The 16,101-nt window shown below is 35.8% G+C and carries 14 protein-coding genes; 8 read left to right on the top strand and 6 right to left on the bottom strand.

What is annotated here, in order from left to right; genetic code table 11:
* Positions 1–176: 176 nt before the first annotated feature.
* From BAQ44_RS25665 to BAQ44_RS25635, 7 genes are all read left to right on the top strand, one after another.
* Positions 177–842 (top strand): response regulator transcription factor, encoded by a 666-nt coding sequence (locus tag BAQ44_RS25665; protein WP_002145008.1) that lies wholly within the window; start codon positions 177–179, stop codon positions 840–842.
* Entirely contained in the window at positions 820–2,262 is a 1,443-nt protein-coding gene (locus BAQ44_RS25660) for a sensor histidine kinase (protein ID WP_071724506.1), read from the top strand. The genes BAQ44_RS25665 and BAQ44_RS25660 overlap by 23 nt, the downstream gene beginning before the upstream one ends.
* 139 nt (positions 2,263–2,401) lie before the next feature.
* Entirely contained in the window at positions 2,402–3,304 is a 903-nt protein-coding gene (locus BAQ44_RS25655; RefSeq protein ID WP_071724504.1) for an EamA family transporter, read from the top strand.
* 316 nt (positions 3,305–3,620) lie between these two features.
* Complete coding sequence (locus BAQ44_RS25650; RefSeq protein ID WP_071724502.1) at positions 3,621–4,439, top strand: class I SAM-dependent methyltransferase; 819 nt, start codon at positions 3,621–3,623, stop codon at positions 4,437–4,439.
* A gap of 412 nt (positions 4,440–4,851) precedes the next feature.
* Complete coding sequence (locus BAQ44_RS25645; RefSeq protein ID WP_071724498.1) at positions 4,852–6,546, top strand: methyl-accepting chemotaxis protein; 1,695 nt, start codon at positions 4,852–4,854, stop codon at positions 6,544–6,546.
* 224 nt (positions 6,547–6,770) lie between these two features.
* On the top strand, positions 6,771–8,462 hold the full coding sequence (locus tag BAQ44_RS25640; protein ID WP_063261734.1) for a methyl-accepting chemotaxis protein: 1,692 nt from the start codon (positions 6,771–6,773) through the stop codon (positions 8,460–8,462).
* 117 nt (positions 8,463–8,579) lie between these two features.
* The gene (locus BAQ44_RS25635; protein ID WP_000082521.1) at positions 8,580–8,897 is read left to right on the top strand and encodes a metal-sulfur cluster assembly factor; all 318 of its coding nucleotides are present in this window, start codon (positions 8,580–8,582) and stop codon (positions 8,895–8,897) included.
* A gap of 42 nt (positions 8,898–8,939) precedes the next feature.
* On the opposite strand, the gene nprB is transcribed toward BAQ44_RS25635, so the two are convergent.
* From nprB to BAQ44_RS25605, 6 genes are all read right to left on the bottom strand, one after another.
* Positions 8,940–10,589, bottom strand: coding sequence for a neutral protease NprB (nprB, locus tag BAQ44_RS25630; RefSeq protein ID WP_063261733.1), 1,650 nt, complete (start codon positions 10,587–10,589; stop codon positions 8,940–8,942).
* Positions 10,590–10,747: 158 nt separating this feature from the next.
* On the bottom strand, positions 10,748–11,443 hold the full coding sequence (locus tag BAQ44_RS25625; RefSeq protein ID WP_071724496.1) for a pirin family protein: 696 nt from the start codon (positions 11,441–11,443) through the stop codon (positions 10,748–10,750).
* A gap of 51 nt (positions 11,444–11,494) precedes the next feature.
* Positions 11,495–11,905 (bottom strand): MarR family winged helix-turn-helix transcriptional regulator, encoded by a 411-nt coding sequence (locus BAQ44_RS25620; protein WP_061678985.1) that lies wholly within the window; start codon positions 11,903–11,905, stop codon positions 11,495–11,497.
* A 112-nt stretch (positions 11,906–12,017) separates the two neighbouring features.
* Positions 12,018–12,452 carry a DUF3920 family protein gene (locus tag BAQ44_RS25615; protein WP_061678984.1) on the bottom strand — a complete coding sequence of 145 codons (435 nt, stop codon included), beginning with the start codon at positions 12,450–12,452 and terminating at the stop codon, positions 12,018–12,020.
* A gap of 148 nt (positions 12,453–12,600) precedes the next feature.
* Positions 12,601–13,800, bottom strand: coding sequence for a cation:proton antiporter (locus BAQ44_RS25610; RefSeq protein WP_000380218.1), 1,200 nt, complete (start codon positions 13,798–13,800; stop codon positions 12,601–12,603).
* Positions 13,801–14,298 carry a cation:proton antiporter regulatory subunit gene (locus BAQ44_RS25605; RefSeq protein ID WP_048528229.1) on the bottom strand — a complete coding sequence of 166 codons (498 nt, stop codon included), beginning with the start codon at positions 14,296–14,298 and terminating at the stop codon, positions 13,801–13,803.
* 411 nt (positions 14,299–14,709) lie between these two features.
* Here BAQ44_RS25605 and BAQ44_RS25600 point away from each other — a divergent pair.
* On the top strand, positions 14,710–16,101 hold a 1,392-nt coding region (locus BAQ44_RS25600; RefSeq protein ID WP_071724495.1), incomplete at its 3' end, for an alanine/glycine:cation symporter family protein.

Here is a 16,101-nt window from a genome sequence, read left to right as displayed (position 1 = left end):
CATACTATAATAGAACTACTGTAATTCTGAAATATTCAGTTTCGCTAAACAACTCCCCTTGCTACTTTCATGATTATTTTATAGCGGGGGCTTATTATATGTATAAACAATCTGAGTCGTTCAAAAATGATGAATTCGAATATTGCAGTTAAAAGCGTTATTTAGGAGGTGTTACTATGACGCATATACTGGTGATTGAAGACAACCCAGATATACAAGAACTGATTCGTGAATTTCTAATGGCACAAAACTTTACCGTTGATGTCGTTGGCGCTGGAACAGAAGGTATACTGCTTTTCCAAAAAAATTCATACGATCTTGTCCTCCTTGATGTGATGTTACCAGATATAGATGGCTATAGTATTTGTAAAATTATGCGAGGACAATCTGATGTACCGATTATTATGTTAACAGGCTTACATAATGAAGAAAGTGAAATTAAAGGATTTGAATTAGGTATTGATGACTATATTACGAAGCCGTTCCATTACACCGTATTTATTAAACGTGTAGAAGCTGTATTAAGAAGGGCCGCAACGAAGGAAGCAGAAACTGCGACTATACTACAATTCCATGAATTGATGTTAAATTCTACAGCATATGCCGCTTATGTTCATGGTAATCAAATTGAATTGACAACAAAGGAATTTGAAATTATTTATACTTTACTGCAAAATCGTGGAAAAGTATTATCAAGAAGTGATTTGCTGAATAAGGTATGGGGCTATGAACATTATGGTGATGTAAGAGTTATAGATACACATATTAAGAACTTACGAAAAAAATTAGGAATTCCTTATATTAAAACGGTGAAAGGCATTGGCTACAAAATCGAATCGTAGCACAGACAACATCACCAAAAATATTTTCATCAAAACCTTATTATTTTGTATTCTTTTATCACTTTGTCTTTATCAAATTATTTACTTCCTAGCTTCAAACTATGATAAAGAACGTTTTGCAAAAGAAAATGGAGCGCTATCTACAGAACAAGCGGATTCAAATAAACAAAACGACCAAAGTAAAACGAATCAAAATAAAGCTGTATCACAGGGAGACATTTTTAATTTCCAATCTTCTGTTATAGATTATAAATCACTCTCTACAGCTATCAATCACCTTTTGCAGCCTAGCCAAACTGCAAAAGCAAAAGAACATACCCAAAATATTGCGGAAAAAAATAGCACTTCTGCTCCACCTATAGAAACGGAAAAGCAAGTCGCTACTAATGATGCCTTACATAAACAAAATGCAGCTAGTAAAACGAATGATGCTCAAGATAGTCCAAAATTAACAGATGCACTGCAGCAATTAGCTCCACATATTGGCGCGACAATGCTTGCATTATCTTTACTTGGATCCTTAATTTATACAAAACTAATTGCCAAACCTTTTCAATATATGAGCGATGCTTTAAAAGATATTATGCATCTTGATTTCTCAGATAAAAAACTACTTAACAAAAATGCAGACCAAACTGACTTTAATTTACAAGTCGCCGCTTCACAAGTCCCAAATATTGTGAAGAATTTACATGCAAGCAATCAAGATTTAAGAAATGAGCTCAAAAAGGAACAACAGTTAGAACAATCTCGTAAAGAATTTATGTCTATGGTATCCCATGAATTAAAAACACCGATTGCGGCAGTTATGGGACAACTCGATGGCATGATTCATGGAATTGGTGCTTATAAAGATAAAGATAAATATTTAAAACGCTCCTACGAGATGATGCAAGACATTAACATATTAACGGAAAAGATGTCAGAATTATCCAAAATACAAAACCCTCAATTTAAACCGAATTTAGAAGTTATTTCATTAACTACTATTATTGAGGATGTTATGAAAAAAGTAGATTACTTTGTATCTGTAAAGCAATTAAATGTTCAATCTAACATTAAACAAGATGTACAAATTTTAGCTGATCCTAAATTTATTCAAACTGCTATTTTTAACATTATTTCAAATGCAATTCATTACACAATTGACCATCAGCATGTCTATATAAAGCTTTATGAAAAGCCAAACGGTTACGCATTAGAAGTATTAAATACAGGTTCACAAATCGATGAGGATAAACTTGCCCATTTATTTGAGCCGTTCTATCGCGCAAACCCTGGCAAACATGGATTAGTACAAGGTAGTGGCCTTGGGCTATATATTGTAAAACAAATACTAGATAAACATCAGTTTCCTTATGGGATACAAAACACAGCCCAAGGTGTAAAATGTTCTATTGTATTCCCAAAAGCAATGTAAAAATCTACTACAATTTCATACCCCAAATTCATACTTCGTATGAGTGGCGGAATTTTGTAGAGTATCTTACTCTGTTTCGTTCGCCCGTTATCCTTATTTGGATAGCGGGCGTTTTTTATTATGTAAAAGGAGGATTTTCATGGAAAAATTTAAGTATTCATTACTCGTTTTATTCGGAGCTTGTAGCTACGGTGTACTTTCAACTATTTTTAAACTCGGATTCATTGATGGATTTTCAGCACATCAACTATTAGGGGGACAATATGTCTTCGGATGGATCGGGCTTCTTCTGCTCGTTCTTTTCGCTTCACGTCATAAAGTAACAAAAAAGCAATTCTTTTCCTTACTAACAGTTGGCACAACAATGAGTATGACTGGTATCTTCTACGCTATCTCTGTAGAAGAACTACCAGCATCTATCGCTGTTGTCCTACTTTTCCAGTTCACATGGATTGGTGTAGTCATTGAAGCAGTTGCAAATCGAACATTTCCAAGCCGTGAGAAAGTTATATCTATCATTATTTTATTTACTGGCACATTGTTTGCAGGCGGTGTCTTTGAAGGACTCGGACAAAGCTTTTCCACAAAAGGTATTATCTTTGGTTTATTAGCCGCTGTCTCTTTTTCATTCTATGTGTTTGCAAGCGGGCGCGTTGCTACAGAAGTTCCGCCTTATACGAAAAGCTTTCTTATGACAACAAGCGCTACTCTTATCGTATGCCTATTCTTCCCGCCAACCTTTTTAACGGATGGTGCCCTGCAAGCAGGCCTTTGGAAATACGCTTTCTTCCTCGGATTGTTCGGCGTTGTCGTACCTGTCATTTGTTTTTCAATTGGTGTACCGAAAGTAGGAACAGGACTTAGTACAATACTAGGAGCAGCTGAATTACCAACGGCCATTATCGCTTCTATTACACTTGTACATGAAGTCGTAACCTTCATGCAGTGGATTGGGATACTCTTTATACTACTTGGGATTTTTACTCCTCAGCTGCTTACGGCTAGGAAAGCAAAGAAACATAGTAGCGTGCATAGTGCATGAAAATAAGAATTTGCATATAATTGCAGCTATTATTCTCGTAATCCTTGCTGTACTTTTCTTCTTAAAGGATAAGAAAGAGAATCCTACTGTATAACAAAAAGACCTTTCATGTATTTGAAAGGTCTTTTTCTCTATCTCACTTTACCGCTCCATACAGCTTCTCTATCTCATGCTCAATTTGTTTTATATCAATTCGTTCAAATAGCGGCTGCACATTATCAATTTACCCACAGAAAAATCAAACTTTAATTCAAAAAGAAAAGGAAATCTCATCCCTCCATAGAATAACTATACGTTCACAAAAGGAGTGATACGATTGAATCAAAACCAACTAAGCATACGTAATGAAAAAAGCTGGAATGCAGCTGCTTATGAGGCTTGGACGAATCGCCACGGGGCGCCAGCCGATTATGCGAAAAAGCTTATGGCAGATCCCGTGCGCGAAGTAGATCACTATCTACCTTACATACAATCTCCAAAAGGAAAACGTATTATTAATTTACTCGGGTCAAAAGGAAATAAAGCCGTTGCTCTCGCTCTTTTAGGAGCTAATGTAACAGTTGTTGATATTTCAGCAAGTAATGCAAAATATGCAAATGAACTTGCTGAAGCAGCAGGTGTCTCTATCCGGTATGTCGTTTCTGATGTATTACATGTGCAGCTCTCCGAATCATTTGATATCGTATTGCTGGAACTTGGTGTACTCCACTACTTCTTAGATTTAAAACCACTCTTTCAAAAAATTGCTAACTTGCTTAAAGGAGATGGCATACTTATCCTTCGTGACTATCATCCTGTTTACACGAAATTATTAGGAGCAGACCACCCATCATTCCGGGCTAATGGAAATTATTTCGATGAAGAATTAATTGAAGATGATGTTGCTTATAGCATCCTTCTTACAGAAGCGCAGAAAGAATCATTACCTAAAACACTCATCCGTCGCTGGACGCTAGGGGAAATTATTACAACACTTGCGGAAGAACATTTTAAAATTGAAAAACTAGTTGAAGAACACGGATCTCATCAAAAGTGGGTCTTCCCTTCTACTGCACCGGAAGGAATTGAAGAACGTGTGCCTAGTTTATATACATTAATTGCGACGGCATGCAAAAAAGGATCCCTTCACGGATAGGATCCTTTTTGCATGCTCACGCATATAAGTTGAGGTTGGAGATTACCATAATTCTGTAGAATAGGACACAAGATATTTCAACATTTCGTCTCTGACTTACGTCGTCAAAAAGGGGTATGACCAACATAACGAAGAGTAATGTTTATAGTTGATAGTGATAATCGTTATCAACTAATTAGAAGTATACATGATGTTATTTCAAATTACAATAGCATTTCTCATTTTTATTTATGAATTTTTTGATATACAAATGTATACATTTTAAGAACATTTACTCATATGAATCTGTCTCCTTCCATTATCTGCTATAATTTTCATTGAACAGATTAATAACTTCATAATAATGTTTTTATTAATGTCGTTCTTAATATTTATAAATTATAATAAATAGTTTTTAAAGGTAGGGGTAACGATGAAATATGTTAGTATTCGAAAAAAACTACTGTTCACACTCTTAAGTATTTGTTCCTTATTTAGCATTGCTCTTATTGTTATTCTTTCATTCGCCATGCATCAAGCCAATGAAGTCGAAACATTAAAAAATGATGTATCAAAACGAGCAACGATTTTAAAAGAGCGTGGCGATTGGTTCCAAGCACAAGTTGCTGGTTTACAAGAATATTTACTATCACATGATCAAAAAGGACTGGATAAATTCAACCGAGAAGGAAGAAAACTAGCTGATACTAGAGAAAAAGTAACAAGTGATAAAAAACTCCCCGAAGGAATGAAAGAAGCAATTTTAATGGGGGGAAAATGGCGAAGCGTTATAGATAATGAAGTCCTCCCTCTCGCTCGCGAAGGAAAATGGGACGAAGCATCCAAAATCGCTTTAGCTCAAACAGACTATGTAAACGACCTTTTAAGCCGCTTTACTAAATATACAAATGAAGAAAATGATAAACGTGACGCATTAATTGCTGACGTAGAGTCTTCCTCATCTCTTATTCAATATATTATTTTCTTCTCACTCATTACATGCACAGTAACGTCTATTTTATTAGCGTGGTGGTTCTCTGGTAAACTTGTTAAACCGATACGACAAATTGATGAGAAATTAAAAGAATTAGCTTCTCAAGATGGCGATTTAACTGCTAGATTGCACGTAACGAGTAAAGATGAAATTGGTGATATCGCCAATTCCTTTAATCAAATGCTCGCTAATTTACAACGTATTATAAAACAAGTGCAACAATCATCTACAAGCGTCAAAGAAGCGTCTGAAAATGTATTTATCGAAACAACTACGTCTATGGAAAATACCGCAAAAACCGAAGAAACTATGAACGCTCTTGAGCATAATATTCGTTCACAAGTTTCCAGTATCGAAGAAAGTTCAACTGCAATGGATGATATGACAACGAGTGTTCAGCGTATTGCTGAATCTGCCTCTTCTGTTACTAGCCTAGCTGTTACAACTGCTGAAAAAGCAGATAGTGGGAATAAAGTCATTGAGAAATCTATTACACAAATGCATACCATTAACAAAGCTGTTAACGCTACATCACAAGTAGTAGAACGACTCATTACACATACGAATCATATTGATACTGCACTTCAATCCATTTCTAATATCGCGGAACAAACGAATTTACTCGCTTTAAATGCTTCAATTGAAGCAGCACGTGCTGGTGAACATGGTAAAGGATTCGCTGTTGTTGCCGATGAAGTACGAAAACTTGCTGAACAATCTCAGCTAGCAGCAACTGACATTAACCATTTACTTCATCAAATTCAAGCTGACACAAAAATAGCAAATGAAATGATGACACAAGGTCAGTCAGAAGCTTCTGAAGGAATTACAGTCATTCGTACCGCTGGATCTTCATTCTCAGAAATTGTTAATCACATTAACAAAGTCTCTACACAAATGCAAGAAATGTCTGCAACTGCTGAAGAAATGGCCGCAAGTTCTGAAGAAATGAATGCAGCTTTAAATAACATTGCTTCTATTTCAAATGAAGTTGCCGCCGAAACATCACAAACGGCAACCTCAGCTGGTGACCAAGTAAACAAAATGAGTGTCGTTGCTAAAAAAGCGTCTGAAATGAAAACGACTGTACAAGAACTTGAAGTTCTCGTTTCTCATTTCAAAACAAACGTTTAGAGCGAAATTTTCATCTATACTTCTATGAGCTCCAAATTGTTAAAAAGAGAGATTTACAGTCTCTCTTTTTTCACCTTAAAATATCTCTTTCTATCTCTCATTCCGTCTGCTATAATTCCTAAAGGAAAGAAGAAAGCTTTATTCCAATCGGAGTAAAGCTTTCTTTCAATTTTTTACATTTATTAATTCTAATACTTTGATTTCACAAGGAGGATTTTTATCATATGAATTTTATTAGCATTCGAAAAAAACTAATGTTCATGATGGGAACGATTTGCGCTTTATTTGGCATCGCCTTAGCTTTTATTTTATTTTTTGCTATTGACCAATCTCATAAAGCTGAAGCATTACAAAAAGAAATTTCCCCTCTGGCAACACAATTAAAAGAACGCGGGGATGCTTATCAAGTACAGCTCTCTGCTTTAAGAGGTTATTTATTACAACGTGACCAAGTTGAATTAGACAAATTTAATGAGATGAGTAAACTTCTTGAAGATACGAAAGAGCAGCTTCTTTCAAATCCTAACATTTCTCAATCTGTGAAAAATACAATGGAATCCGGATCGACTTGGAGAAAATTTATTGAAGAAAAAGTTTTCACTCTTGCAAAAGAACAAAAGTGGGAAGAAGCTTTACAAGTAGCTTATGCAGAAAATGGTACTGTTTATAAAGTAATTGGTGACTTCACAAATTACAGTAATGAACAAGCTAAGTTACGTGATCAAGCTATCGAAAAAATTGACAAATCTTCGCTACAAATTGAATATGTTATCTTCTTATCACTTGTTATTTGTATTATCGTAGCTATCACTCTTGCATGGTGGTTCTCTGGTAAACTTGTTAAACCAATTCAGCAAATTGATAGTAAGCTAAAAGAATTATCATCTCAAGAAGGTGACTTAACAGCCCGCCTACAAGTAAATAGTAATGATGAAATTGGCGCAATCGCAACATCATTTAATACAATGTTAGAAAATCTACAACATATCATCAATCGTGTTCAAAAAACATCTGTAGAAGTACAAAATGCTTCTGAAAATATGCTAGAAAAGACGAATATATCACGCGAGGCAACAATAAAAGTTCAAAACTCGATGTCTAGCCTAAATTCAAATATTCAATCACAAGCCTCTAGTATGGAAGAAAGCTCAACTGCAATGGACGATATGGCAGTAAGCGTTCAGCGTATTGCTGAATCTGCTTCATCTGTAACTGAACTTGCTGTATCTACATCTGAACAGGCTAACGATGGAAGTACTGTTATTCAAAAATCTGTTTCACAAATGACAACGATACACGACGCGGTAAATGCTACGTCTGAAGTGGTCGAACGTCTAATCACACACACGAAATATATTGATACAGCTGTACAATCTATTTCTAATATCGCGGAACAAACAAACTTACTTGCTTTAAATGCATCTATCGAAGCGGCTCGTGCTGGCGAACAAGGAAAAGGTTTCGCTGTCGTAGCTGACGAAGTTCGAAAACTTGCTGAACAATCTAAAACAGCGGCAACAGATATTAACCAATTGCTACATCAAATTCAACAAGACACTGAAACTGCGAGTTCGATGATGTCACAAGGTCGTTCTGAAGCATTTGAAGGCATTCATGTCATTCGTGAAGCTGGCAATTCTTTCACAACGATTGTAGAACAAGTAAATAAAGTATCTACTCAAATGCAAGATATCTCAGCAACTGCTGAGGAAATGGCTGCAAGCGCTGAAGAAATGAACGCTTCACTGAATAACATCGCTTCTATTTCGACTGAAGTATCTAGTGAAACAGCGGCAACAGCACAATCTGCTGAGCAAAAAGTCATTACGATGAATGAGATGACACAAACTGCTAGACAAATGAAACAAACAGTTGAAGAATTAGATCAACTCGTATCTCACTTCAAAACTGAATAGCCTTTAAAAAAGATCCTCTTGCAAAAGGGATCTTTTTTTGAGCTCATTTCCTGCACATTATGCACATTTCCGTTATAATGAGAATCGATATCATTAATTATGCAGGGGGTGCTACACATGTCACAACAAGCATTTGAAGAAAAGTTATATGCAAACTTAGAAGCTGTTATTGATCCTGAACTAGGTGTTGATATTATCAATCTTGGATTAGTTTATGACGTTACAGCAGATGAAAATAATAATGCTGTCATTACAATGACGATGACCTCTATCGGTTGTCCAATGGCTGGGCAAATTGTATCAGACGTAAAAAAAGTATTATCAACGAACGTACCTGAAGTCAATGAAATAGAAGTAAATGTCGTTTGGAATCCGCCCTGGTCTAAAGAACGCATGTCACGTATGGCGAAAATTGCATTAGGTATTCGCGACTAAATAAAGAAAGACCTGACATCCTAGTCAGGTCTTTTTCTCTTATTATTTTACGCCTACTGCATCATAAGCTTTCGTAACAGCTTGTACAGCTTTAGAGTTTTTACCATATAAATCTTCAGCTGACTGCAGAGCAGCTTGACGCATCATCTTAAAGTCAGAGTTTGCAGTTAAATATTTCGTAAGAGCACGGTAGTAAATTTTTTCTGTCGCTTCACGGCCTACTCCAGTTACTTTCACGCCGTAATGCGTACCGCCCTCAGATACTAAATATGCAGCTTTATTGTTAATACTACTATTAATATGAACGCCGCCATTATCAGCTGTTCCAGTGTAGCGTTTATTGTAATGATCTGGGTAACCTTCACCTGGTTTTAATGGGTTTGGAATAGATGCTGGATCTTTCAGAGAACGAAGTGCATCACCAGGTTTTCCAGGTGTATAAATGTCAGCACCTAAATCCCAGCTCTTCTTCTCAACCATGACACCCATAATATCAGATAACGATTCATTTAACGCACCTGACTCATTTTTATAAACAAGATTTGCTGTATTTTCAGTTACAGCATGCGTTAATTCATGACCGATAACATCTAGTCCCGCAGATAATGGAATGAATGTTTTTCCATCGCCATCACCATACATCATTTGCACACCATTCCAAGCTGCGTTATTCCAGCTTTCTCCAACGTGAACAGTAGAAATAAGCTTCGCGCCTTTATCATCGAAAGAGTTACGATTAAATGTCTTTTTGTAGTAATCATATACTTTTCCTGCATTCACATGCGCATCAACTGCCGCTTTATCGTCGAAGAACTTAGATTTACTCTCAACTTCTTCTCCTGTATATCCAAGAATTTGAGAGAATAAATTAAACAAGTTTTCATCCATATTCTCTGCATCAAATGTATGAACACCTTGTCCTCGTTTACCGTCAAATAAGTTGAACGCTCCTGTTTTCTCATCTTGAGCGATTTCAAATGATTGTCTAGCGCCTAATACTCCGTAACCAAATCCAGTAATGTTATCTACAGCATTATATTTCTCAATCACATTTCCATTTGTCGCATCAACAAAATAATGCCAATATCCTGGAGCTGGTTTTGAAATCGATGCCTTAACTAAATAAGCAAGATAGTAGTTTCCATCTTTTTCATACACAAATAAATCTTTTTTCACACCGTCATAATTCTTTACTGTACCAATTTCTTTCTCAATATCCGCCTTTGCAATCGTTTCTGCTTGCTCTGCACTAATATTTGCAAACGCAGGAATATTTTTATCCTCTAAATTCGGAATAACTTGTCCGAAGAATGCTTTTACATTATTTTCTTTATCAAGTGTAACAGTTTGATCTGAACCATACACAGGAATATTATTATGCTTTTCAACTAACTTCACGTGTGTTGTGCCAGATTCAGCGTCTTTTTCTTCCCCAACAACATTGAAGTGTTTATCAATATTTCCTGCTAATTTAAACATATCTTTCTTACTCTCTAAATATTGAAAGACCGTCTCTTTTTTATCTAGTCCTTCCGGTGCTTTCCATTCTTCACCTATGTACGCAGGTGTTTTAAATTCTTGATGATATTGAATTTTTTGTTCTTCTGCTTTCGTTGTCGTTGCTCCAAATGTTCCAAATCCCCCGGCTATAACAGTTAACGCTAATGCTGATGAAATGACTTGCTTTTTCACTATAACATTCCCCATTCCCATAAAGATTTTTGACACTTTTATACAATTCTTGTTTTTCAAGTCGATACCTTTATCAAAAATTTGAGAAAGTTTTTTCTGACAATTTCACTCAAAAAAAAGACATCCTATCGGATGTCCTCTTTTCCATAAACGCTCTATTATTTTTTCAACTCAATTGCTAAATAGTGTGATTGCTCTTTCGCTTCAATATGAATATCTTCTTCTACCGCCTCTGCTGCATCACGCATAACAAGCGTTTCACCATTTATTACACTACTTCCTTCAATTTGAACAAGATACAATTGACGGCCTTCTCGCACAGGGAAATGAATTTCTTTTCCGGCATCTAACGATAAAGAATATAAATTTGCATCTTGGTGAATTTGAATTGGTGCCCCTCCTTCTACTGGAGATACCATATGGAACCATCCGTTTTCACGCTTGCTCCAATCAAATTTAAACTCACCATAGTTTGGTTTATGATCCGCACGATCTGGTAAAATCCAAATTTGTAATAAACGTAGTGTTTCATTTCCTAAATTATGCTCGCTATGAAATACACCTGTGCCAGCACTCATATATTGAACATGTCCTCGCTCAATTGTTCCGCGGTTCCCCATGCTATCCTCATGTGTTAAAGCACCATCTACAACGTACGAAATGATTTCCATATCGCGGTGCGGATGCATATCAAAACCAGTTTGTGCCGCTACTAGATCATCATTAATTACACGCAATGCACCGAAGTTCATGTTATTCGGGTTATAGTAATTCGCGAAGGAAAAATGAAAATGTGTATTTAACCATCCATGATTTGCTCTTCCCATATTTTTATGATCAACTTTTCTAAACATACCCTTCACCTCATATTATCTCGAATTCAAGATTTATTATAAAAATTTTTCTCACTGTAATTTTTTTAGTAATTGTAATAATTGATGTTGTTCTTCTACATTTAAATTTTGAAACTGCTCCGCTTGGAACGTTTCTTGAGGCGGGACGATTTCTTCATATAAAACGTTTCCCTTTTCTGTTAACGAAATATATTTTGTAGTACCTTCTTGCTCACGACGAATCCACTCTAGCTGCTCCATTTTATTTAAAAGCTGCGTGATATTTCCCTTCGTAACAAATAGTTTATTTCCAAGCTCTTGCTGCGTTAGACGATTATGCCCTCCAACTTGTGCTAGTACATCAAACTGAGCGGCAGACACATTCCATTCTTTCAAATGCTGATTCGTCTCACGAATACTTTTGTTATAAAAACGTGATAAACGAAACCATAATAGTAATCCGAGTCTATCTTCTGTTTTCATTCTATCACCTCGCTCGTTTCATACCATTAGTTTAGAACTAAACTTTATAAAAGTCAATCACTTACTTTTAGTAACCCCAAAAGAAAGCACAGTGCCATTTCTTCACTATGCTTTACATTAACTTTCTGTTTTTATATTCATCTAACTTCCTCTCTGCGAAATTCCTCGCATCTTTCTCAATCCATCTATCTTCGTACAGTTCACTTCCAACATACAGTACTTCGTTCTTATGCTGCATCGCATGGCGAAATTCATGCAGTAGTGTTTTGAGCACTTGCTCATACTCTTCCCATATGCAAACGAAAATTAATTGTTTTTCTTTATGATAAAAGCCACCTACTGGGAATAAAAATTCCTCTTCTTCTTCTCCTAACGACAGAAGCACATGATTCGCATCACACGTATCACAAAAAATAACTGGCGTTTTACATACTTCAATAAGTGAAAACACATCGTCTCTAAGTCTTTTGACATCCCAAGGAAGCTCCGAATCCAACACATACCAATTCTCAACTTGTTGATATACATTTTGAAACTGGAGTTCCATTTTTCTATAATCCCCTTTCCAAACTCCTTTTCCTATATGTATGCCACAATCTGTAAAATATTAAACATACTCTTCCCCTTTCGAAAAAATGACAATAAAAAAAGAATCTATGTCAGCATAGATTCCTTTTCTACAATCATTGTTTTATTCAGTTAGTCTTCGTATCCCACTTAAAGATTTTATTTAAAAATTTATATACATTCTTTGACTCTTTCGTCAGAAGTGGACCTAAGATCGATAGTATAAGCACGTATAGTGCTGAGAATGGTTTCAAGACTGACATTAAACCACCGGCGATACCGATATTGGCCATAATGATGGAAAACTCTCCTCTTGAAACGATTGTTAATCCAATATTTGTTGACGCTTTATGAGATAATCCAGCTTGTCGCCCTGCAATCATCCCTGCTACAAAGTTACCGATGATTGTAAGAAGGACCGCACCTAACGTTAACCATATCGCTCCGCCTAATGAAAACGGATCAATACTTAACCCGAAACTGAAGAAGAAAATAGCTCCGAAAAAGTCTCTAAATGGAACAACGAGATGCTCAATTCTGTCACTATGCTCTGTCTCAGAGAAAACTAATCCTAAAAGAAGTGCTCCAATTGCTTCAGCAACGTGAATTGTTTCTGAGAATCCTGCAATAAAGAATAACGAAGCAAATACTACAATAATGAAAATTTCATCTGAACTAATATTGAGCAATTTATTTAATAAAGGCGTCGCCTTCCTAGCTACAATAAAGAATAGAAGCATGTATCCTAAAGCAATTCCAATTGAAGTAAGAGCACCTAGGAAGGAAGCATGATCTCCTAGAACTAAACCCGATACAACTGATAAATATACAGCAAGGAATATATCTTCGAACATAATAATCCCTAAAATTAATTCGGTTTCATTATTACCAGTTCTTCTTAAATCTACTAACACTTTAGCAACGATAGCACTAGAAGAAATCGTAATAATACCCGCAATAATTAAGATTTCTAGTAAAGGGAATCCCATTATAAATCCGTATAATAACCCAAGTGAAAAGTTAATTAAAATATAAATCGTTCCGCCAATCGCGATAGAACGTCCAGATTTAATTAGTTTCTTCATCGAAAATTCTAGTCCTAGATAGAACAGAAGGAACAGAACCCCGATCCGTCCAAGGAAGGAAATGACACTTGCACTTTCAATAAACTTGAAATCGATAACACCTATTGTCGGCGCATGTGGTCCCACTAACATCCCAAGAACAATCAGAAACGGAATTACTGAGAATTTAAACTTTCCAGCAATTACTGCCGCAATTGCAACTAATACTAACGCTGTACCAACTTCAAAAATTAACGTATCCATCTAGTCAGTCCCCCTATTCGAAAGTAACTCATTAATAATTTTTTTAATTTCTTCTCTCTCACCAGAAACAACAAGCATATCGCCTTCTTCAATTGCTGTTTCTGGCCCTGGATTAAATAGCTTTTTCATATTCTTTTTCATAACTGCAATGATTGTTACGCTATATGTTTTTCTTATTTCCAGATCACCGATTGTTTTTCCGATTGCTGGAGCTGCATTCTCCACTTTGAACCACTCAATCGCTAAACCTTCAAAGACCATCTCAACATTTTCTAACGCTCTAGGCTTATATACCATTCCGCCTAATATTGCTGCAATTTGTCTTGCCTCTGAGTCACGTAATGAAATACTTGAGATACTTTCTTCATGGTCTGAATCAAAATGATACATTTCTCTACGCCCGTCATCATGAATGACAATCACCATCTTTTCGTTACCTTTCGTAACGATTTGAAACTTATAACCAATACCCGGAAGTTCACTTTCTCTAATATTCATGTTTAGCTCCTCCACAACATTTTTTTATTTGAATTTTCTGTTTTTCTGTCTTTTATTCATCCAATCAACTTCAGAAATTCTAACCATTCAGGATACATGTGAGTTGGAAATCTTTTATTGTAATAATAAGTGGCTCCTAAAAAGATACTGAAAGATGTAATGATAAAAAGTATATTACTTCTCATTTTCAAACTTTTAAGGCTTACTTTCAATAAAGTCTCTTCTTTCAAATTATCCCCTCTTTCTTGCTTTACATTTAGTTTTTTAAAATGTAAATAATTCTAAAAATATTATTATGTAACATAATCATAACACATAATATGTTTAAGTAACATAATTTTTTAGAAAAATTGATTCTCGTATATTTTTTGCATATAATTTTCTTATTACGGAAAAAAGGAAGTGTATTATATGGTTGATATCTTTAGCAGATTCCTTGAGGTAACGAATAATATTTTATGGTCATATATTCTTATTGCAATGCTAATCGGCTTCGGTCTTTATTTCTCTTTTAAATTGAAATTTGTCCAAATTACTCATTTCGGTGAGATGGTCGGTTTAATTAGTAAAGGATTTAATCGAAAAGAGAAAAAGAAAGATAGCATCTCTCCATTCCAAGCATTTTGCTTAAGTGCAGCAGCACGTATCGGTATCGGGAATTTAGCTGGTGTAGCATTAGCCATTTCAATGGGTGGACCCGGTGCAATATTTTGGATGTGGTTTATCGCTATCCTTGGAGCAGCTACTAGTTTCGTAGAATGTACGCTCGCGCAAATTTATAAAGTAAAAGATGGAAGCAGGTTCCGTGGTGGGCCAGCATATTACATGGAAAAAGGATTAAACAAACGTTGGATGGGTGTTTGGTTTTCGTTACTTATCACAGTTGCGTACGGATTAATTTTCAATTCTGTACAAGCAAATACAGTAACAATAGCGTTTGAAAATGCTTTTGGACTAGAGCGAACAATTGTAGGAGCTCTATTAGCTTTATTAGTGGCAGTTATTATTTTTGGTGGTATTAAGAGCATTTCACGTATTACAGAAATAATTGTTCCTCCAATGGCAATCATTTATATTGGTGTGGCAATTTTTGTCGTTATTAACAACTTCACTATGTTACCAAGCATTTTTTCAGAAATTTTTAACAGTGCATTCGGTTTAGACCAAGCTATCGCTGGTGGTATCGGTGCAGCAATCAAGTTCGGAATTCAGCGCGGTTTATTCGCGACAGAAGCAGGTATGGGTAGCTCTCCTAACGCAGCAGCAACATCAGATGTATCTCACCCTGTAAAACAAGGACTTGTTCAAGCATTAGGAGTGTTCGTAGACACATTCTTAGTATGTACATCAACAGCATTTATCGTATTATGTTCTGGACTGTACAAAGGAACAAACTTACAAGGTATTGAATTAACACAGCAAGCACTAAGTTCACAAATCGGACCGTGGGCAAGCACTTTCTTAGCGATTATTATTTTCCTATTCGCATTCAGTTCTTTACTAGGAAACTACTATTATGGTGAAACAAACATCGCATTCATTAAAGAAAGCAAAACATGGTTAATGATTTATCGCGTCGCAGTTGTCGGAATGGTATTCTTCGGATCAATCGCTGCCCTTCAAACAGTTTGGAGCTTAGCTGATTTATTCATGGGACTAATGGTATTCACAAACTTAATTGCCATCTCATTCCTTAGCAAATTCGCCTACGCAGCATTAGTAGACTATATTAAGCAAAAGAAACAAGGAAAAGATCCTGTTTTCGTTGCAAGTTCTATCCCTGGCTTACAGAATACAGAGTGC

This window comes from Bacillus mobilis (genome assembly GCF_001884045.1).
Taxonomy (GTDB): Bacteria; Bacillota; Bacilli; order Bacillales; family Bacillaceae_G; genus Bacillus_A; species Bacillus_A mobilis.
Note: the sequence above shows the minus strand (reverse complement) of the source record. Positions and strands in the feature narration are given on the sequence as shown.

Coding starts and splice junctions, on each gene's coding strand:
- BAQ44_RS25665 (WP_002145008.1), top strand. CDS start 177: ATGACGCATATACTGGTGATTGAAGACAACCCAGATATACAAGAACTG.
- BAQ44_RS25655 (WP_071724504.1), top strand. CDS start 2,402: ATGGAAAAATTTAAGTATTCATTACTCGTTTTATTCGGAGCTTGTAGC.
- BAQ44_RS25645 (WP_071724498.1), top strand. CDS start 4,852: ATGAAATATGTTAGTATTCGAAAAAAACTACTGTTCACACTCTTAAGT.
- BAQ44_RS25640 (WP_063261734.1), top strand. CDS start 6,771: ATGAATTTTATTAGCATTCGAAAAAAACTAATGTTCATGATGGGAACG.
- BAQ44_RS25635 (WP_000082521.1), top strand. CDS start 8,580: ATGTCACAACAAGCATTTGAAGAAAAGTTATATGCAAACTTAGAAGCT.
- BAQ44_RS25625 (WP_071724496.1), bottom strand. CDS start 11,443: ATGTTTAGAAAAGTTGATCATAAAAATATGGGAAGAGCAAATCATGGA.
- BAQ44_RS25620 (WP_061678985.1), bottom strand. CDS start 11,905: ATGAAAACAGAAGATAGACTCGGATTACTATTATGGTTTCGTTTATCA.
- BAQ44_RS25615 (WP_061678984.1), bottom strand. CDS start 12,452: ATGGAACTCCAGTTTCAAAATGTATATCAACAAGTTGAGAATTGGTAT.
- BAQ44_RS25610 (WP_000380218.1), bottom strand. CDS start 13,800: ATGGATACGTTAATTTTTGAAGTTGGTACAGCGTTAGTATTAGTTGCA.
- BAQ44_RS25605 (WP_048528229.1), bottom strand. CDS start 14,298: ATGAATATTAGAGAAAGTGAACTTCCGGGTATTGGTTATAAGTTTCAA.